This is a genomic window from Streptomyces sp. NPDC059851 (assembly GCF_042732005.1).
In the GTDB taxonomy this organism is placed as follows: domain Bacteria; phylum Actinomycetota; class Actinomycetes; order Streptomycetales; family Streptomycetaceae; genus Streptomyces.
In genome coordinates this window covers 61,004-74,541 of sequence record NZ_JBHWJJ010000001.1, presented here as the reverse complement: position 1 = coordinate 74,541, position 13,538 = coordinate 61,004, and the positions used below count along the sequence as shown (strand labels likewise).

The 13,538-nt window shown below is 71.7% G+C and carries 12 protein-coding genes; 6 read left to right on the top strand and 6 right to left on the bottom strand.

From position 1 onward, the window contains the following. Positions 1 to 21: 21 nt before the first annotated feature. From ACFV7Q_RS00325 to ACFV7Q_RS00315, 3 genes are all read right to left on the bottom strand, one after another. Positions 22 to 1,395, bottom strand: a complete 1,374-nt coding sequence (locus ACFV7Q_RS00325; protein ID WP_385421863.1) for an aldehyde dehydrogenase family protein — start codon at positions 1,393 to 1,395, stop codon at positions 22 to 24. Further along, a complete protein-coding gene (locus tag ACFV7Q_RS00320; RefSeq protein ID WP_385421861.1) occupies positions 1,395 to 2,498 on the bottom strand; it encodes a phenazine antibiotic biosynthesis protein in 1,104 nt (367 codons plus the stop codon). The genes ACFV7Q_RS00325 and ACFV7Q_RS00320 overlap by 1 nt, the downstream gene beginning before the upstream one ends. A gap of 102 nt (positions 2,499 to 2,600) precedes the next feature. Beyond that, positions 2,601 to 3,404 carry an arylamine N-acetyltransferase gene (locus ACFV7Q_RS00315; RefSeq protein WP_385421858.1) on the bottom strand — a complete coding sequence of 268 codons (804 nt, stop codon included), beginning with the start codon at positions 3,402 to 3,404 and terminating at the stop codon, positions 2,601 to 2,603. A gap of 233 nt (positions 3,405 to 3,637) precedes the next feature. Between ACFV7Q_RS00315 and ACFV7Q_RS00310 the strand changes: the two genes are divergently transcribed. The 5 genes from ACFV7Q_RS00310 (at position 3,638) to ACFV7Q_RS00290 (ending at position 9,574) form a co-directional block, all read left to right on the top strand. After that, on the top strand, positions 3,638 to 5,257 hold the full coding sequence (locus ACFV7Q_RS00310; RefSeq protein ID WP_385421856.1) for a carboxylesterase/lipase family protein: 1,620 nt from the start codon (positions 3,638 to 3,640) through the stop codon (positions 5,255 to 5,257). A 72-nt stretch (positions 5,258 to 5,329) separates the two neighbouring features. Then, positions 5,330 to 6,580: an MFS transporter gene (locus ACFV7Q_RS00305; protein ID WP_385421853.1), complete on the top strand. Its 1,251-nt coding sequence runs from the start codon at positions 5,330 to 5,332 to the stop codon at positions 6,578 to 6,580. A 26-nt stretch (positions 6,581 to 6,606) separates the two neighbouring features. Further along, positions 6,607 to 7,998 carry an FAD-binding oxidoreductase gene (locus ACFV7Q_RS00300; protein ID WP_385421850.1) on the top strand — a complete coding sequence of 464 codons (1,392 nt, stop codon included), beginning with the start codon at positions 6,607 to 6,609 and terminating at the stop codon, positions 7,996 to 7,998. Between the two features lie 35 nt (positions 7,999 to 8,033). Further along, on the top strand, positions 8,034 to 8,846 hold the full coding sequence (locus tag ACFV7Q_RS00295) for an arylamine N-acetyltransferase (RefSeq protein WP_385421847.1): 813 nt from the start codon (positions 8,034 to 8,036) through the stop codon (positions 8,844 to 8,846). A 242-nt stretch (positions 8,847 to 9,088) separates the two neighbouring features. After that, positions 9,089 to 9,574, top strand: coding sequence for a hypothetical protein (locus ACFV7Q_RS00290; RefSeq protein ID WP_385421844.1), 486 nt, complete (start codon positions 9,089 to 9,091; stop codon positions 9,572 to 9,574). A 253-nt stretch (positions 9,575 to 9,827) separates the two neighbouring features. On the opposite strand, the gene ACFV7Q_RS00285 is transcribed toward ACFV7Q_RS00290, so the two are convergent. Together ACFV7Q_RS00285 and ACFV7Q_RS00280 are read right to left on the bottom strand one after the other, a co-directional pair. Next, entirely contained in the window at positions 9,828 to 10,682 is an 855-nt protein-coding gene (locus ACFV7Q_RS00285) for an arylamine N-acetyltransferase (RefSeq protein WP_385421842.1), read from the bottom strand. A 2-nt stretch (positions 10,683 to 10,684) separates the two neighbouring features. Continuing rightward, complete coding sequence (locus ACFV7Q_RS00280) at positions 10,685 to 11,710, bottom strand: aldo/keto reductase (protein WP_385421839.1); 1,026 nt, start codon at positions 11,708 to 11,710, stop codon at positions 10,685 to 10,687. Between the two features lie 139 nt (positions 11,711 to 11,849). On the opposite strand from ACFV7Q_RS00280, the gene ACFV7Q_RS00275 reads away from it, so the two are divergent. After that, positions 11,850 to 12,791 carry an NADP-dependent oxidoreductase gene (locus ACFV7Q_RS00275; protein ID WP_385421836.1) on the top strand — a complete coding sequence of 314 codons (942 nt, stop codon included), beginning with the start codon at positions 11,850 to 11,852 and terminating at the stop codon, positions 12,789 to 12,791. Positions 12,792 to 12,822: 31 nt separating this feature from the next. Here ACFV7Q_RS00275 and ACFV7Q_RS00270 read toward each other — a convergent pair whose 3' ends face one another. Next, entirely contained in the window at positions 12,823 to 13,386 is a 564-nt protein-coding gene (locus tag ACFV7Q_RS00270) for a DUF4291 domain-containing protein (RefSeq protein ID WP_385421833.1), read from the bottom strand. Positions 13,387 to 13,538 lie beyond the last annotated feature (152 nt).

Below are 13,538 nucleotides of genomic sequence, written 5' to 3'. Positions count from 1 at the left end.
ACGGGCGCTTCACGGGCTGTCTCAGTCGCGGATGACGGTCTTGGTCCGCATCAGGAACTCGCCGAGGTAGCTGTCGTGCGGAACGCCCGGGCGGATCCAGTACGTCGGGTGGTCGCCCAGGTAGAGGTTGCTGATGGTGGGCTCCTGGAGCAGCTCGTCGATGAGCTCCTCGTCCTCGGTGAACGCGGTCAGCACCAGCGAGTTGCGCAGCGGGCCGATCCCGTCCGCGGGCGTCCACGGGGCCACCCACACGCAGGGGAAGGGCAGTTCGATGCCGGCCTGGTCGGCGTCCGGCCGGTCGAGCTGGTGCACCGCGGGGCGCAGCACGGCGCTGCCGTCACCGAGCTCCTCCACGATGCCGTCGCCCCCGAGGTGCGCGGTGGTCCCCGCGGCCCGGGCGAGCAGGAACTTCTCCAGCTTGCGGGCGCCCTCCACCGGCTGCACCGCCAGGACCGCCTTCTCGTCCTCCGGCGGCAGGCTCGGGATCTCCGCCAGCCGCTCGGCGATGGCCCGCGCGAGCGGCGCCGGGTCCCCGTCGATCAGCACGGTGGTGGCGTTGATGCAGGCCACGCCGCCCTGGTGGCTGATGGAGTCCATGATGACGTCGAGGTGGTCGCGCCAGTCGACGCCGGCCGGGACCAGCATCTTCGAGCGGCCCGGGCCCTGCGGCAGGACACGGGTGCCGGCGTACTTGCGGACGACCTCGTCGCCGCCGTACACCAGCCCGTAGTCGGCGCTGCGCAGGATCTCGTCGGCGGCCTCGTAATCGGTGGGCAGCAGCACGACCTGGTCGTTGCCGAAGCCGGCGGCCCGCAGGGCGGAGATCAGGCGGTGGGGGGTGAACGGCTCGCGCCGCGAGGGGCGCACGGCCACCCGGTAGCCCATCGCGAGGGCCTCGACCCACAGCGAGTGCGGGCCGGGGTGGTTGCCGGCCGCGTGCACCGCGAAGACGTCGCCCTTGCGGGTCCACACGGCGCTGCCGCGCCGGGTCTCCTCGGCCCGCCAGTCGTCCACGGCGCCGGTCGGCCGGGCCTGGTAGGCGGCGACCGGCGCCACCTCGGTGGCCTCGATGATGGCGGCGGTCGCCGCCCTCACGACGCCGATCGGGACGCCGGAGACGCGCGCGACGGTGCGCTCGTACTCGTCGAACGTGAGGCCGTCGATGGTCTCCTCGGCGAAGATGCGCCCCGCCCGGGCCAGCGCGGCGGTCCGCTCGGCGGCCGGCATCGTGCGGGCCTTGCGCAGGGCGTCCATCGCACGGGTCACGAACAGCTTGGGGACCAGGCTGAGTTCTGCGACCGGCGCACCGGTCACGTCGGTGACGGTCATGCGCTTGCGCGCGCGGAAGGGTCCGGCGGGCCCGAGCGCGTCCAGCGTGATCAGGCCGGCGCTCATTAATAGACCCCTTCGATGACGGTCTCGTTGTCGAATTCCTGGACGGGGGCGATGTCCGCGACGGAGTCACCGATCTGCCAGACGCCCTCGGGGGCCGGCACGCGGGTCGCGTAGTCGCGCTCCAGGTTGTTCGGCATGAACAGGCTCTTGCTGATGTGGTGCATGACGACCTGGCCGCGCTCGCCGTACGCGACGGTCCCGCGGGTCTCGGGGTCGACGACGTCGAAGACCATGTGCGGGGCGAACGGGTCGTAGACGCACGGGTCGTCGTCGGTCAGGCCCGGGCGCTCGCTGGCGTTGCCGAGGATCATCGTCGAGCCGTAGCCGCTGTACAGGTGGGCCTTCGGGAACACCTCGGTGCGGTACAGGTAGCGGGTGTCGGCGTCCATCTGGGTGCCGACCCAGTTGATCGCCTTGACCTTCTCGTCGATGAGCTTGGCCAGGTCGGGGCGGCGGGCGAGGCGCTCCAGGATCGGCGGGGTGCACATCAGGACGCCGATGTCCTGGGTCTGCAGCAGGAACGCCACCTGGTCGACGATGTGCTCGGCGTAAGCGCCGGCCTCGGCGGTCTTGCCGTCGGCGATGAGCTTCTTCACCCAGCGCGGGTCGAGGTCGACGGTGAAGGCGAGGCCGCCGCGGAAGGCGGTCTGCCGCTTGATCACGTCACCGACCATGTGCGGGCCGGTCGGGGCGACGACGAGCCAGTTCACGTCCTGCGGGACGCCGTGGCGGTCGAGCTGGCCGCTGCTCCACGTGAGCAGGCGGTCCAGCCACTCCTGGAGCAGGACGATCCGCTTGGGGGCACCGGTGGTGCCGCCGCTCTCGTACACGCCGACGACGTCCGGCCGCTCGCCGTAACCGCGGGGTATGAGGTCCTCGGCCCGGACGTCGCGCAGCTCGTTGGCGAGGTTGGGGAACCTCTTCAGGTCACCGAACCCGCCGATGTCGGTCAGCGGATCGAATCCGAGAGTTCCTGCGCGTTCCAGCCAGAACGGCGAACCCGTTTCCGGGGAGAAATGCCACCGCAGGGCGGCGCGCAGGAATTCGTCGGGGTCCGGCTGGGTGTCGAGTGGAAATTCCAGCAGGGGGTCAACGGTGGACACAATGCTCCTTCCGGGTACGGAGTATCGCCGTACTCTTCGCATCGTGCGCCGCCCCTCGGGAGCCGGTCCACGCAATTCGGCCGAGTCCGTCAACTGCCCGTGTCAGGTCAGCCGGACCCCTGCCGTCAGGTTCACGCCGTCACCTTCGGGAAGCTCGTCGATTTCCATCCGGAAGTGCGTGCGGTACGCCGCGCGGAGGGCCTCGTCGGTGTCGAGGTCCTCGATCGTGCGGGCGCCGTTCTCGATCCTGACCAGCCGCTTGTCCTTCAGCGTGACCCGGCCGCCGTCGGCCAGCGGCATGGAGCAGAACAGCTCCTGCAGGAACGGCGAGTCGGGGCTGCTGCGCCACCACCACAGGGTGGGCCCGAAGTCGGCGGGGCGGCAGGGCCGGTCGTCGACCCGGTAGAGCGGCCTGCCGTTGAGGGACACGTCGAACCCGCCGTCCTCCGCTGGCGCGACGAGGTACTCGCCGTGCGGGTCTTCCTGCAGGTCGGAGCTGTGCAGGCGGAGGGGGTGGCGGCTGTTGCGGCCGAAGCCGGCGTCCACCAGCCACGGCTCGCCGTCCAGGGTCACGCGCAGCGCCAGGTGGCACATGGCCGGGCCCAGCCCGTCCGGCCGGTACACCCGACCCGGCAGGATGTCGACGGTGTACCCGAGGGCGGCCAGCAGCACGCCGAAGGCGGAGTTGACCTCGTAGCAGCCGCCGCCGCGGCGGTGCCGCACGATCTTGTCGACGGCCTGCTCCCCGAGGTGGATCTCCCGGCCGAGGTGGTAGTCGATGTTTTCGAACGGAACCGACAGGACGTGCCGCTCCTGCAGGTGGGCGAGGCCCGCCAGATCGGCTTTCCCCGGCCGCTCCGCGCCTATCCGATCGAGATATCCGGCCACTTCTGCGTCGTCCAGCATCGCATTCTCCTTGACCATTCGAACCGGGCAGCGTACGCCGAATGAAAATACACGGCCACCCGGAGCCGTCCCGTCGAGCTGACGGACCATGCGGCACCTGACAGAGTGCCCTCCCACTTGTTGCCGCCCTTTCGCGCGTTTACCAGCATCGGATGGTCCAGAGTCATCCGACGCGGCATTTGATGAGTCGGTGTGACTGTCCGCCCGCCGATGACGATGGAGTACTCACGGCCATGGCACCTTCCGCCGCCCACAGCCCTTCACCGGAGACCGGGGACGTGCTGGCCCGCACCACCGCCGGCGTGGTCGCCGGCGAGCGCGCCGGACGGCTCTCCGTCTTCCGGGGCGTCCCGTACGCCCGGCCGCCGGTCGGGGAGCTCCGCTTCGCCTCGCCGCGCCCGCCCGTCCCCTGGAGCGGGGTCCGCGACGCCACCGCCTTCGCGCCCGAATCGCTCCAGCCGATCATCCCCGGCAGCTCCGAGGACTCCCTGTACGCCAACGTCTGGACGCCGGGCACCGGCGACGGGGACGCCCGGCCCGTCCTGGTCTACATCCACGGCGGCGGCTGGATGGTCGGCGGCGGCAGCCTGCCCGTGTACGACGGTGCCCGCCTCGCCGACCGCGGCGACCTGGTCGTCATCACCTTCAACTACCGCCTCGCCGCCCTCGGTTTCGGCCTGCACGAGGACTTCACCGACCCGGAGACGGGCGGGTTCGCCAACTGGGGCCTGCAGGACCAGGCGGCGCTGCTGCGCTGGGTGCACGCCAACGCCGCCGCGTTCGGCGGCGACCCCGGCAACATCACCGTCGCCGGCACCTCGGCCGGCGGGGCGAGCACCTGGCAGCTGGCCCTCCTGCCCGAACTCCGCGGCATCGTCCGCCGGATCGTCCCGATCAGCGCCTGCCACGTCTGGGACCCGTCCACCTCGTTGACCCCGGCCGACGCCCGCCAGGCGTACGAGTCGCTCGCGCGCCGGTTCGGCACGACGGTCCCGGGCCTGCGCGAGGTCCCCGCCGAGGACCTCATGAACGCCTGGGAGGACCTGTTCGGCGGGCTGCCCGGCGACCGCGAGCTCGACAGCGGCCGGGAGTTCCGGGGCCCCGTCGTGGACGGCCGCTGGATGAGCGCCTTCGACTGGGAGCTCCCCACCCCCGAGGTGCCGGTCATGGCGATCCACACCCGCACCGAAGGCTCCTTCTACACCGGCCCCTGCCCGCCGCAGCCCACCCCGACCCCGCCGCCCGCCGACGCCGCCGAGCTGCGCGGGGCCGTGCGCGGCGTCCTGGACAAGGGCGCGGCCAAGGTGACCGACGAGCTGGTGGACGCCTGCCTCGCCGCGTACCGGGAGGCCGCCGAAGCCGACGGGCTCCCCCAGGACCCGCTGTCGCTGTGGACGGAGATCTGGGGCGACGCGCTGTTCCGCTACCAGATCGTGCGGCTGTCCGAACGGCACGCCCGGCACGGGCGGAGTCCGCAGTACGTCATGGAGTTCGCCCACCCCGCGCGGGCGCCCCACCACGGCACCCCGCACGAGGCGACCTCGCCGTTCCTGTTCGGCACGTACGCCGACACCGCCGCGATCTCCGCCACCTACCCGGTACCGCAGACGACCCCCCTGTTCCACGACGGCCCCGTCGAGCGCACCGTGTCCGAGACCTTCATGGACCTGGTCGCCGCCTTCGCCCGCGACGGCGTACCCGCCGGCCCCGGCCTGCCCGACTGGCCGGTCTTCGACCCCGGCACGCCGAGCACGCTGGTCCTCGGCGGTGAGCGGATCACGGAGGTCGCCGGCACGTCGAAGGCCCGGCAGCTGCGGTTCTGGGACGAGTCCGGCTGGGTCCCCCGCACCTGACCTGCACGCGGCCGCCCTGACGCCTCCCCGCAGGCGGCCCCCGCCCCCGGTTACACGAATGAGGTTCTTGCCATGGCAACACTCGAAACACCCGCCGACACCGCGGACACCGCGGACACCGCGGCCGCCGCGGCCCCCGGTGCGCCCCCGCAGGACGCGGAACGCACCCCGCTGAAGAGCTGGCTCGCCGTCGTCTCCGTCGCGGTCGGCATCTTCACCCTGGTGACCGCCGAACAGCTGCCGATCGGCCTGCTCACCTCGGTCGGTTCCGCCCTGAGCGTCTCCGAGGGCACCGCCGGCCTGATGGTGACCGTGCCCGGCCTGGTCGCCGCGCTGTCCGCGCCGCTGATCCCGGTGGTCGTCGGCCGGATGGACCGCCGCTTCCTGCTGGTCCTGCTGATGACGGTGATGGCCGCCGCCAACCTGATCACCGTGCTCGCGCCGAACTTCGGGGTGCTGCTCGCCTCCCGCGTGCTCGTCGGCATCACCATCGGCGGCTTCTGGGCCATCGCGGGCGGCCTCGCCTTCCGCCTGGTCCAGCCCGCCGCGGTGCCCCGGGCCACCGCGCTGATCTTCGGTGGTGTCGCCGCCGCCAACGTGCTCGGCGTCCCCATCGGCACCCTGATCGGCGGCCTCGCCGGCTGGCGCACCGCGTTCGCCACGCTCGGCGTGCTCGCCTTCGCCGTCCTCGTCGCCCTGCTGGTGCTGCTGCCGAAGCTGCCCGCCACCAAGCCCGTCAGCGTGCGCGAGCTGATCGGTCAGTTCGGCAACCGCGGCGTGCGCGCCGGCATCATCGCCACCGCCCTGATCGTCACCGGCCACCTGGCCGCGTACACGTACGTCAGCCCGATGCTCCAGCAGGTCTCCGGCATCGACGAGGACCTGATCAGCGCCCTGCTGCTGGGCTTCGGCGTCGCCGGCATCATCGGCAACTTCGTCGCCGGCGCGGCCGTCGCGAAGAACCTGGGCCGCACCATGACGGTGATCATCGTGGCGCTCGCCGCCGCGATGCTGCTGTTCCCGCTGCTCGGCAAGAGCCAGGCCGGCGGCATCGCCCTGCTGGTCCTGTGGGGCCTGGCCTTCGGCGGCGTCTCCGTCAGCCTGCAGACCTGGATGCTGAAGTACGCGCCCGACGCGATGGAGGCGGCCTCCGCGCTGTGGGTGTCCGTCTTCAACCTGTCGATCGCGCTCGGCGCCCTCGTCGGCGGCCTGATCGTGGACAACGTGCAGCTGACCACCGTCGCCTGGATCGGCGGCGCCGTGGCCCTGCTGACCGCCCTCACCCTCCCGAGCCTGCGCGCCCCCGCCAAGGCGGCGCAGTGAGCCACCCGTTACAGGAAGGAACCTCCGTGTCCGCCACCGACCTGTCCGCACTCGGCGCCGAGCTGCGCGGGCCGCTGCTGCTGCCCGGCACCGACGCGTACAAGGAGGAGACGCTCGGCTTCAACCGGATCCTGCCCGAGAACCGGCCCGCCGCCGTGGTCCTCGCCGACGGCACCGCCGACATCATCGCCACCGTGCGCTTCGCCGCCCGAACCGGCCTCGCCGTCGCGGTCCAGGCGACCGGCCACGGCACGTCGCTGCCCGCCGACGGCGCGATCCTCATCAACACCCGCAACCTGACCGGCGTACGGATCGACCCGCGCGCCCGCACCGCCCGCATCGAGCCGGGCGCGCAGTGGCACCGGGTCATCGAGGAGGCCGCGGCCTTCGGCCTCGCCCCCCTCAACGGCGCCTCCCCGGGCGTCGGCGTGGTCTCGTACACGCTCGGCGGCGGCCTGGGCCCGCTGGGCCGCTCGTACGGCTTCTCCGCCGACCACGTCAAGAACGTCGACCTGGTCACCGCCGACGGCGAGCTGCGCTACGTCTCCCCCGAGGACCACCCCGACCTGTTCTGGGCGCTGCGCGGCGGCAAGGGCAACTTCGGCGTGGTCACCTCCATCGAGCTCGGCCTCTTCCCGGTCTCCCGGCTGTACGGCGGCGGCCTCTTCCTGCCCGGCGAGCACATCGAGCGGATCCTGCCGACCTGGCGGGACTGGACGAGGACCCTCCCGGACGCGATGCAGTCCTCGATCGCCGTGATGCGCTTCCCGGACATCGACGTGTTGCCGGAGCCGGTCCGCGGCCGCTTCCTCGCGCACGTCCGGATCGCGTTCAACGGCTCCAACGAGGAGGGCGAGGAACTCGTCCGGCCGCTGCGGGAGATCGTCCCGCCGGTCCTCGACACCGTCGGGGACATGCCGTACACCCGGGTCGCCGAGATCAACATGGACCCGACCGTCCCCGCCGTGTACTACGAGCGCTCCACCCGCATCCGGGAGCTCGACGACGCCGCCATCGCCACCCTGATCCCGTTGATCAAGGAGGGTGCGGACGCGGTCCGCCCCGGCGTCGAGCTGCGCCACCTAGGCGGTGCGCTCGGCCGGCAGCCAGAGCACCCCAATGCGCTGCCGCACCGCGACACCGCGTACACGCTGTTCGCGGGCGCCCCAGTGTGGCCCGAACACATCCAGGACGTACGGGAGTTCCAGGAGCGGCTCATGGACGCGATGGAGCCGTGGCGGATCGGAGGCCCGTTCCTCAGCTTCATCAGCGCCCTGGAGTCCAGCCCCGAGCACCTGCGCTCCGCGTACGACGCACAGACCTACGCCCGGCTCGTGGCCGTCAAGGACGCCCACGACCCGCAGAACGTGTTCCGGGTGAACCACAACATCCCGCCGACCGGCTGGCGTTCCCGATGACGGGCGGCGCTGCGACCGAGGAGAGAAGAGACGACATGCTCAGCGAAGCGATGGTGGACGCGTACCTGGAGCGCATCGGCGCGCGCCGGCCGGAGCGGGCCGACATCCACGCGCTGCGGCACCTCCAGGAGCGCCACGTGCTGTCGGTGCCGTTCGAGAACATCGACTACCACGTGGAGGGCGCCGAGCTGAGCCTGGAGCGCGACTTCCTCTACGAGAAGATCGTCACGCGGCGGCGCGGCGGTGGCTGCTACGAGCTGAACCCGGCCTTCGGGCACCTGCTGGAGGCACTCGGCTTCTCGGTGGAGATCCTCCCGGGGGCGGTCTTCCTCGGTGGCGAGTTCGGTGCCCCGCTGTGCCACCTGGCGCTGCGGGTCGGCGTGGACGGCCAGGACTGGATGGTCGACGTCGGCTTCGGCAAGGGCAGCCGGTTCCCGCTGGCCATCGGCACGGACGAGGTGCAGAAGGATCCGCACGGCGACTTCCGCGTGGTGCAGCCTGCGGAGGGCGGCCTCCAGGTCGAGCTGGACGGGAACGTCCAGTACCGGCTGGACGAGCGGCCGGTGCGGATCAGGGACTTCTACCCGACGCTGTGGTGGTACCGCACGGCCCCGGACTCGGTGTTCCTGCACAACCTGATCGCCTGCCAGCAGAAGGAGGACGGCCGCGTCACCGTCAACGGCCGTGAGCTGACCCGTACCACCGCGGAGGGCAAGGAGACGGTCGAGCTGGCCGATGACGCGGCGCTGCGGGCCGCGTACGAGGAGCACTTCGGCATCGTGGTCGACACCATGCCGAAGCAGCCGGAGGTCGACCCGGCGGTCCGCATCATCATGCAGATCGACTGATCCCCTTTTCCTCCCGCCTGATCCGCATGATCCGCCCGCCCCTGTGCCGCACCCGTCCGTTCCGGGGTGCGGCACAGGGCTTTTTCGGGGCCTGCGGCGGCCGGTAATTCGACCTGACGGATCGACAGCTGGTCCATACCGCACAGGAATTCGGCAGGCCATCATAGGAATTGAAGCCGCTGCGTTCACCGCCGGCCCCGGCACCAATAACCCCCGTTTCCATTTCATTGGGAGAGACTCACATGCGCAAGAGCACCCGCATCAAGGCCGCGGTATTCGCGGGTATCGCCGCTCTGGCCACCGCGACGGCCGTCACGGGCTCGGCGAACGCCGCCGTCGAGGGCGGCAGCGGCTGCCTGACCCTGCCGGGCAGCTGGCGGGTCGTGGACGACAACACCAAGGAGACCTTCCTCGGCAGCTACCACGGCAGCGCCTCCGCCGCCTCCGGGACGGTCAACTTCTCCTCGCCCAACAACACCACGACCGCCTCGCACGGCGAGTGGAAGCTGACCGGCTGCGGCACCTACTCGGACACCGACACCGCGCTGCTCATCGGCACCGACGGCAAGGCCAACTCCACCATCACCTTCAAGGCCAACATCACCGTCACCGGCCGCACCACCGCCAACTTCGACTTCGCCTACCAGATCCACCAGCTGGACGGCACCCTCGTCACCGGCGGCTCCTCCACCGGCAAGGGCTACCGCATCAACGTCCAGCCCCGCTGACCCACCGCTCCACCCGCCACGTTCCCCTTCCCCCTGTGGCGCCCGTACGGGCCCGGCGATCCCCCCGCCGGGCCCGTACGGCTTTTCCCGCCCGGCCCCTGCCGTACTCCGTTCCCGTCCGCCCCTGCGCGCCCCCGCAGCACGACCGCACGCGCCCGTACGCGCCCGTACGCCCGCCCACACGACGAATCGGGGCCCGCGGCACGCACCGGACGGGTGCGCGCCGCGGGCCCCGCGGCGGTGGGGAGGGGCTTCAGGCCCCGGGCGGCGCCGGCAGCGCCGCCACGACCACCTTGGCCTCGTCCTCCGTGAGCTCGATCTCGAACTGCTCGTCCAGCAGCCCCCGCACTTCCTCGTCCACCACGTACCGGACCTCGACGCTGCCGTCGGCCCGGGTCAGCGTGAGCTTGCGGTGGTTGAGGTTGAGCCGCCAGTCCTCCGCGATCCGCTCCAGGAAGACCCGGCCGGTGAACGGCGAACTGGAGTGGGTGGAGATGAAGTAGTTCGCCACCACGCAGTCGATGTGGTGGTGGCCCTCCGTGGCGTACCAGTACAGGGGGAACCAGCCGTCCTCCCGCTGCAGCGAGAGCACCCACTCCTTGTCCGTGCCCTCCACGCGGTCGAGCTCGTACACCCAGCCGCCCTGGTCCACGACGGTGCCGTCGGAGACCAGGACCGGCTCCAGCGGGCCCTCGTCGCCGAAGCCGACGTCGGCGAGGTACGTCTCGCTGCCGACGGCCACGTGCAGCATGAGGTGGGTCCGCGGCAGCGGCTTGGGCGCGTCGAGGACGGGCCGGGCGTACAGGCGGGTCACCTCGTACCCGAGCCTCTCCAGCAGGAGCGCGAAGAGCATGTTGTGCTCGTAGCAGTAGCCGCCCCGCCGCCGGCGCAGCAGCTTGTCCTGCATCACCTCCACGTCGAGGTCGATGCCCCGCCCGAGCAGGATGTCGAGGTTCTCGAACGGAATGGTCAGGGCGTGGGCCCGGTGCAGCCGGCGCAGCGTCTCCGCGTCCGGCTCCAGGCGCCCGGTCACGCCCAAACGGTCGAGGTACGCCTGGACGTCGAGCCGGTCGGCCTGCCACTGGTCGGGGCTGCCGATGGCGACCATGCTCAGCCCGCCCGCCCGGCCGCGGCGGACTTCTTCTCGCTGTCGAGCATGGCCATGCCCTCGGCGTCGAAGCGGGTGCCGGCGACCCCGTCGGCGGGGACGGCCCGCTCGATCTCTGCGACGTCCTCGGCGGTCAGCTCGATGTCGAGGGCGCCGAGGGCCTCGGTGAGCTGGTCGCGGCGGCGGGAGCCGACGACGGGGACGATGTCCGGGCCCTGGGCCATGGCCCAGGCGATGGCGAGCTGCGAGGTGGTGACGCCCTTGGCCTCGGCCACCTTGCCGAGGGCGGCGACCAGCTGCAGGTTGCGGTCGAGGTTCTCGCCGCTGAAGCGCGGGAAGTTGCTGCGGCCGTCGTCCTTGGCGGTGGCCCGCTGGTGGTTCCAGCGGCCCGAGAGCAGGCCGCGGGCGAGGACGCCGTACGCGGTGACGGCCGTGCCGAGCTCGCGCGCCGTCGGCAGGATCTCTTCCTCGATGGAGCGGGACAGCAGGGAGTACTCGATCTGCAGGTCGGCGATCGGGTGCACCGCGGAGGCGCGGCGGAGGGTCTCCGCACCGATCTCGGACAGACCGATGTGGCGCACGTAGCCGGCGTCGATCATCTCCTTGATGGCGCCGATGGTCTCCTCGATCGGCACGGCCGGGTCGAGGCGCGCCGGGCGGTAGACGTCGACGTGGTCCACGCCGAGCCGCTGGAGGGTCTGGGCCAGGGAGTTCTTCACGGCCTCGGGGCGGTTGTCGACACCGAGGATGCCGCCGGCCGGGTCGCGCAGGACGCCGAACTTGACGCTGAGGGTGAGCTGGTCGCGGTCGTGGCTCTGGAGCACCTCGCGCACCAGGAGCTCGTTGTGCCCGCTGCCGTAGAAGTCGCCGGTGTCGAGGAGGGTGATGCCGGCCTCGATGGCGGCGTGCGCGGTGGCGACGCCCTCGGCCCGGTCGGCGGGCCCGTAGAAGTCGGACATGGACATCAGGCCGAGGCCGAGAGCGGAAACCTCGGGGCCGGCCGAACCAAGTGAACGCAGCTGAGTCATATGGCCCAGCATTGGGGAACGTTCTGCGAAGCAGAAAAAATTCCCGGCCGCTCTGTCAGGTTCCGCGCCCCACAAATGGCCGGATATCGACGGGGACCTGGCTTTACATTCGGATCCGCGCGCACAGATCATGGAATGCATGACAGAAACCATGCGTACGGTCCGTCAGGAAGCCCTCGGCGGCAATGAGGTCCTCAACCTGACGGATTCCCCGATCCCGACTCCCGATGCCACGGAAATTCTGGTAAAGACGCACGCCGCCGGCGTGAATCCGATCGACTGGAAGATCCGCGAATTCGGCCTGTGGCTGACCCCGCCGTTCGGTGTCGGCTGGGACGTGTCCGGCACCGTCGTCGCCGTCTCACCGGGCGAGAACCGCTTCAAGGTCGGCGACGAGGTGTTCGGCCTCCCGTCGTTCCCGAACGAGGCCGCCGGCTACTCCGAGTACGTCGCCGCCCCCGCCCGCCACTTCGCGCGCAAGCCGCAGTCCCTGGACCACGTCAAGGCGGCCGCCCTTCCGATGGCCGGCCTGACGGCCTGGCAGGCCCTCGTGGACGGCGCGGACATCCAGCCGGGCCAGCGCGTGCTGATCCACGCGGCGGCCGGCGGTGTCGGCCACCTGGCCGTGCAGATCGCCAAGGCGCGCGGGGCGTACGTCATCGGCACCGCCAGCGCGGCCAAGCACGAGGTGCTGCGCGACCTCGGCGCCGACGAGCTCGTCGACTACACCGCCGAGGACTTCACCGAGGCCGTCAAGGACGTGGACGTCGTCCTCGACCTGATCGGCGGCGACTACGAGGACCGCTCCCTGCGCACCCTGCGCCCCGGCGGCACCTACATCGGCGTCATCAACCCGCTCGCCCTGGAGGAGATCAAGGCGAAGGCGGAGGCCCTCGGCCTGCGCGGCATCACGGTCAACGTGGCGCCCGACCACGCCGTTCTGGAGGAGCTGGCCGGTCTCGCCGAGGCCGGGAAGATCCGCCCGCTGATCGCCGGGACCTTCCCGCTGCAGGACGTCCGCAAGGCCCACGAGCTGAGCGAGTCGAAGCACGCCACCGGAAAGATCGTCCTCACGGTCTGAGCCGGCTGAGGGGCCGGCGCGGGCGGTGCGGTCAGCGCGGGCCGATCCGCCGGGCGAGGTCCGCGGGAAGCGGGTACGGGCGCTCGGGCGGCAGCAGCTGCTGCGCCCGGTCGCCGCGGCCCGCCCGGACCAGCGCGGCGGCCTTGCGGGCCTGCGCCGTGAGGTCCGCGAGGTCGACCACCCACTCCTGCGCGAAGGTCCGGATCAGCCCGCGGCCGATCCCGACCTGGATGCTGTAGTGGTTCAGGGCCGCACCCCGCAAGGAGCGCTCCGGATCCCACTGCACGTGCACCGCGGCACGGTCGACGTCCGCCGGGTCGGAGGTCGTGGGCACCGCCAGGGACAGGGCCTCCTCCCACCCCTCGCGGGTGATCCGCACCGCGAGCACCCGCTCCTGTCCGGGCTTCGCCGCCCAGTTGCTGCGGTGCATGAGCCACAGGAACGAGGGCTTGATCCAGGTCATGCGCCCGAAGGAGAACGGCGCCACGAACCGGCCGGCGCGTAGGGCCGGTTCGGCGATGGCGGGCCCGTACGCCTGGTAGACGGTGACGGTCCGGTCGTCGTAGCGGGCGCGGATCTCGTGGAGCGGCGGCATCTGCCGCACACTGCCAGCCGGCCGGAGGCGGACGCGAGCCGTTTTCCGCCGCAACGGGGCGGTGGGGGGGCGGGGGGGGCGCGCGCCCCCCCCCCCCCCCGCCCCCCCGCCCCCCCCCCCCCCCCCCCCCCCCCACCGAGGGCAGAAGCCGC

What these genes read in the sequence shown, in the direction of transcription:
- ACFV7Q_RS00295 (WP_385421847.1), top strand. Translation starts at nt 8,034, where the DNA reads ATGCTCAGCGAAGCGATGGTGGACGCGTACCTGGAGCGCATCGGCGCG.
- ACFV7Q_RS00290 (WP_385421844.1), top strand. Translation starts at nt 9,089, where the DNA reads ATGCGCAAGAGCACCCGCATCAAGGCCGCGGTATTCGCGGGTATCGCC.
- ACFV7Q_RS00285 (WP_385421842.1), bottom strand. Translation starts at nt 10,682, where the DNA reads ATGGTCGCCATCGGCAGCCCCGACCAGTGGCAGGCCGACCGGCTCGAC.
- ACFV7Q_RS00305 (WP_385421853.1), top strand. Translation starts at nt 5,330, where the DNA reads ATGGCAACACTCGAAACACCCGCCGACACCGCGGACACCGCGGACACC.
- ACFV7Q_RS00325 (WP_385421863.1), bottom strand. Translation starts at nt 1,395, where the DNA reads ATGAGCGCCGGCCTGATCACGCTGGACGCGCTCGGGCCCGCCGGACCC.
- ACFV7Q_RS00275 (WP_385421836.1), top strand. Translation starts at nt 11,850, where the DNA reads ATGACAGAAACCATGCGTACGGTCCGTCAGGAAGCCCTCGGCGGCAAT.
- ACFV7Q_RS00280 (WP_385421839.1), bottom strand. Translation starts at nt 11,710, where the DNA reads ATGACTCAGCTGCGTTCACTTGGTTCGGCCGGCCCCGAGGTTTCCGCT.
- ACFV7Q_RS00270 (WP_385421833.1), bottom strand. Translation starts at nt 13,386, where the DNA reads ATGCCGCCGCTCCACGAGATCCGCGCCCGCTACGACGACCGGACCGTC.
- ACFV7Q_RS00310 (WP_385421856.1), top strand. Translation starts at nt 3,638, where the DNA reads ATGGCACCTTCCGCCGCCCACAGCCCTTCACCGGAGACCGGGGACGTG.
- ACFV7Q_RS00315 (WP_385421858.1), bottom strand. Translation starts at nt 3,404, where the DNA reads ATGCTGGACGACGCAGAAGTGGCCGGATATCTCGATCGGATAGGCGCG.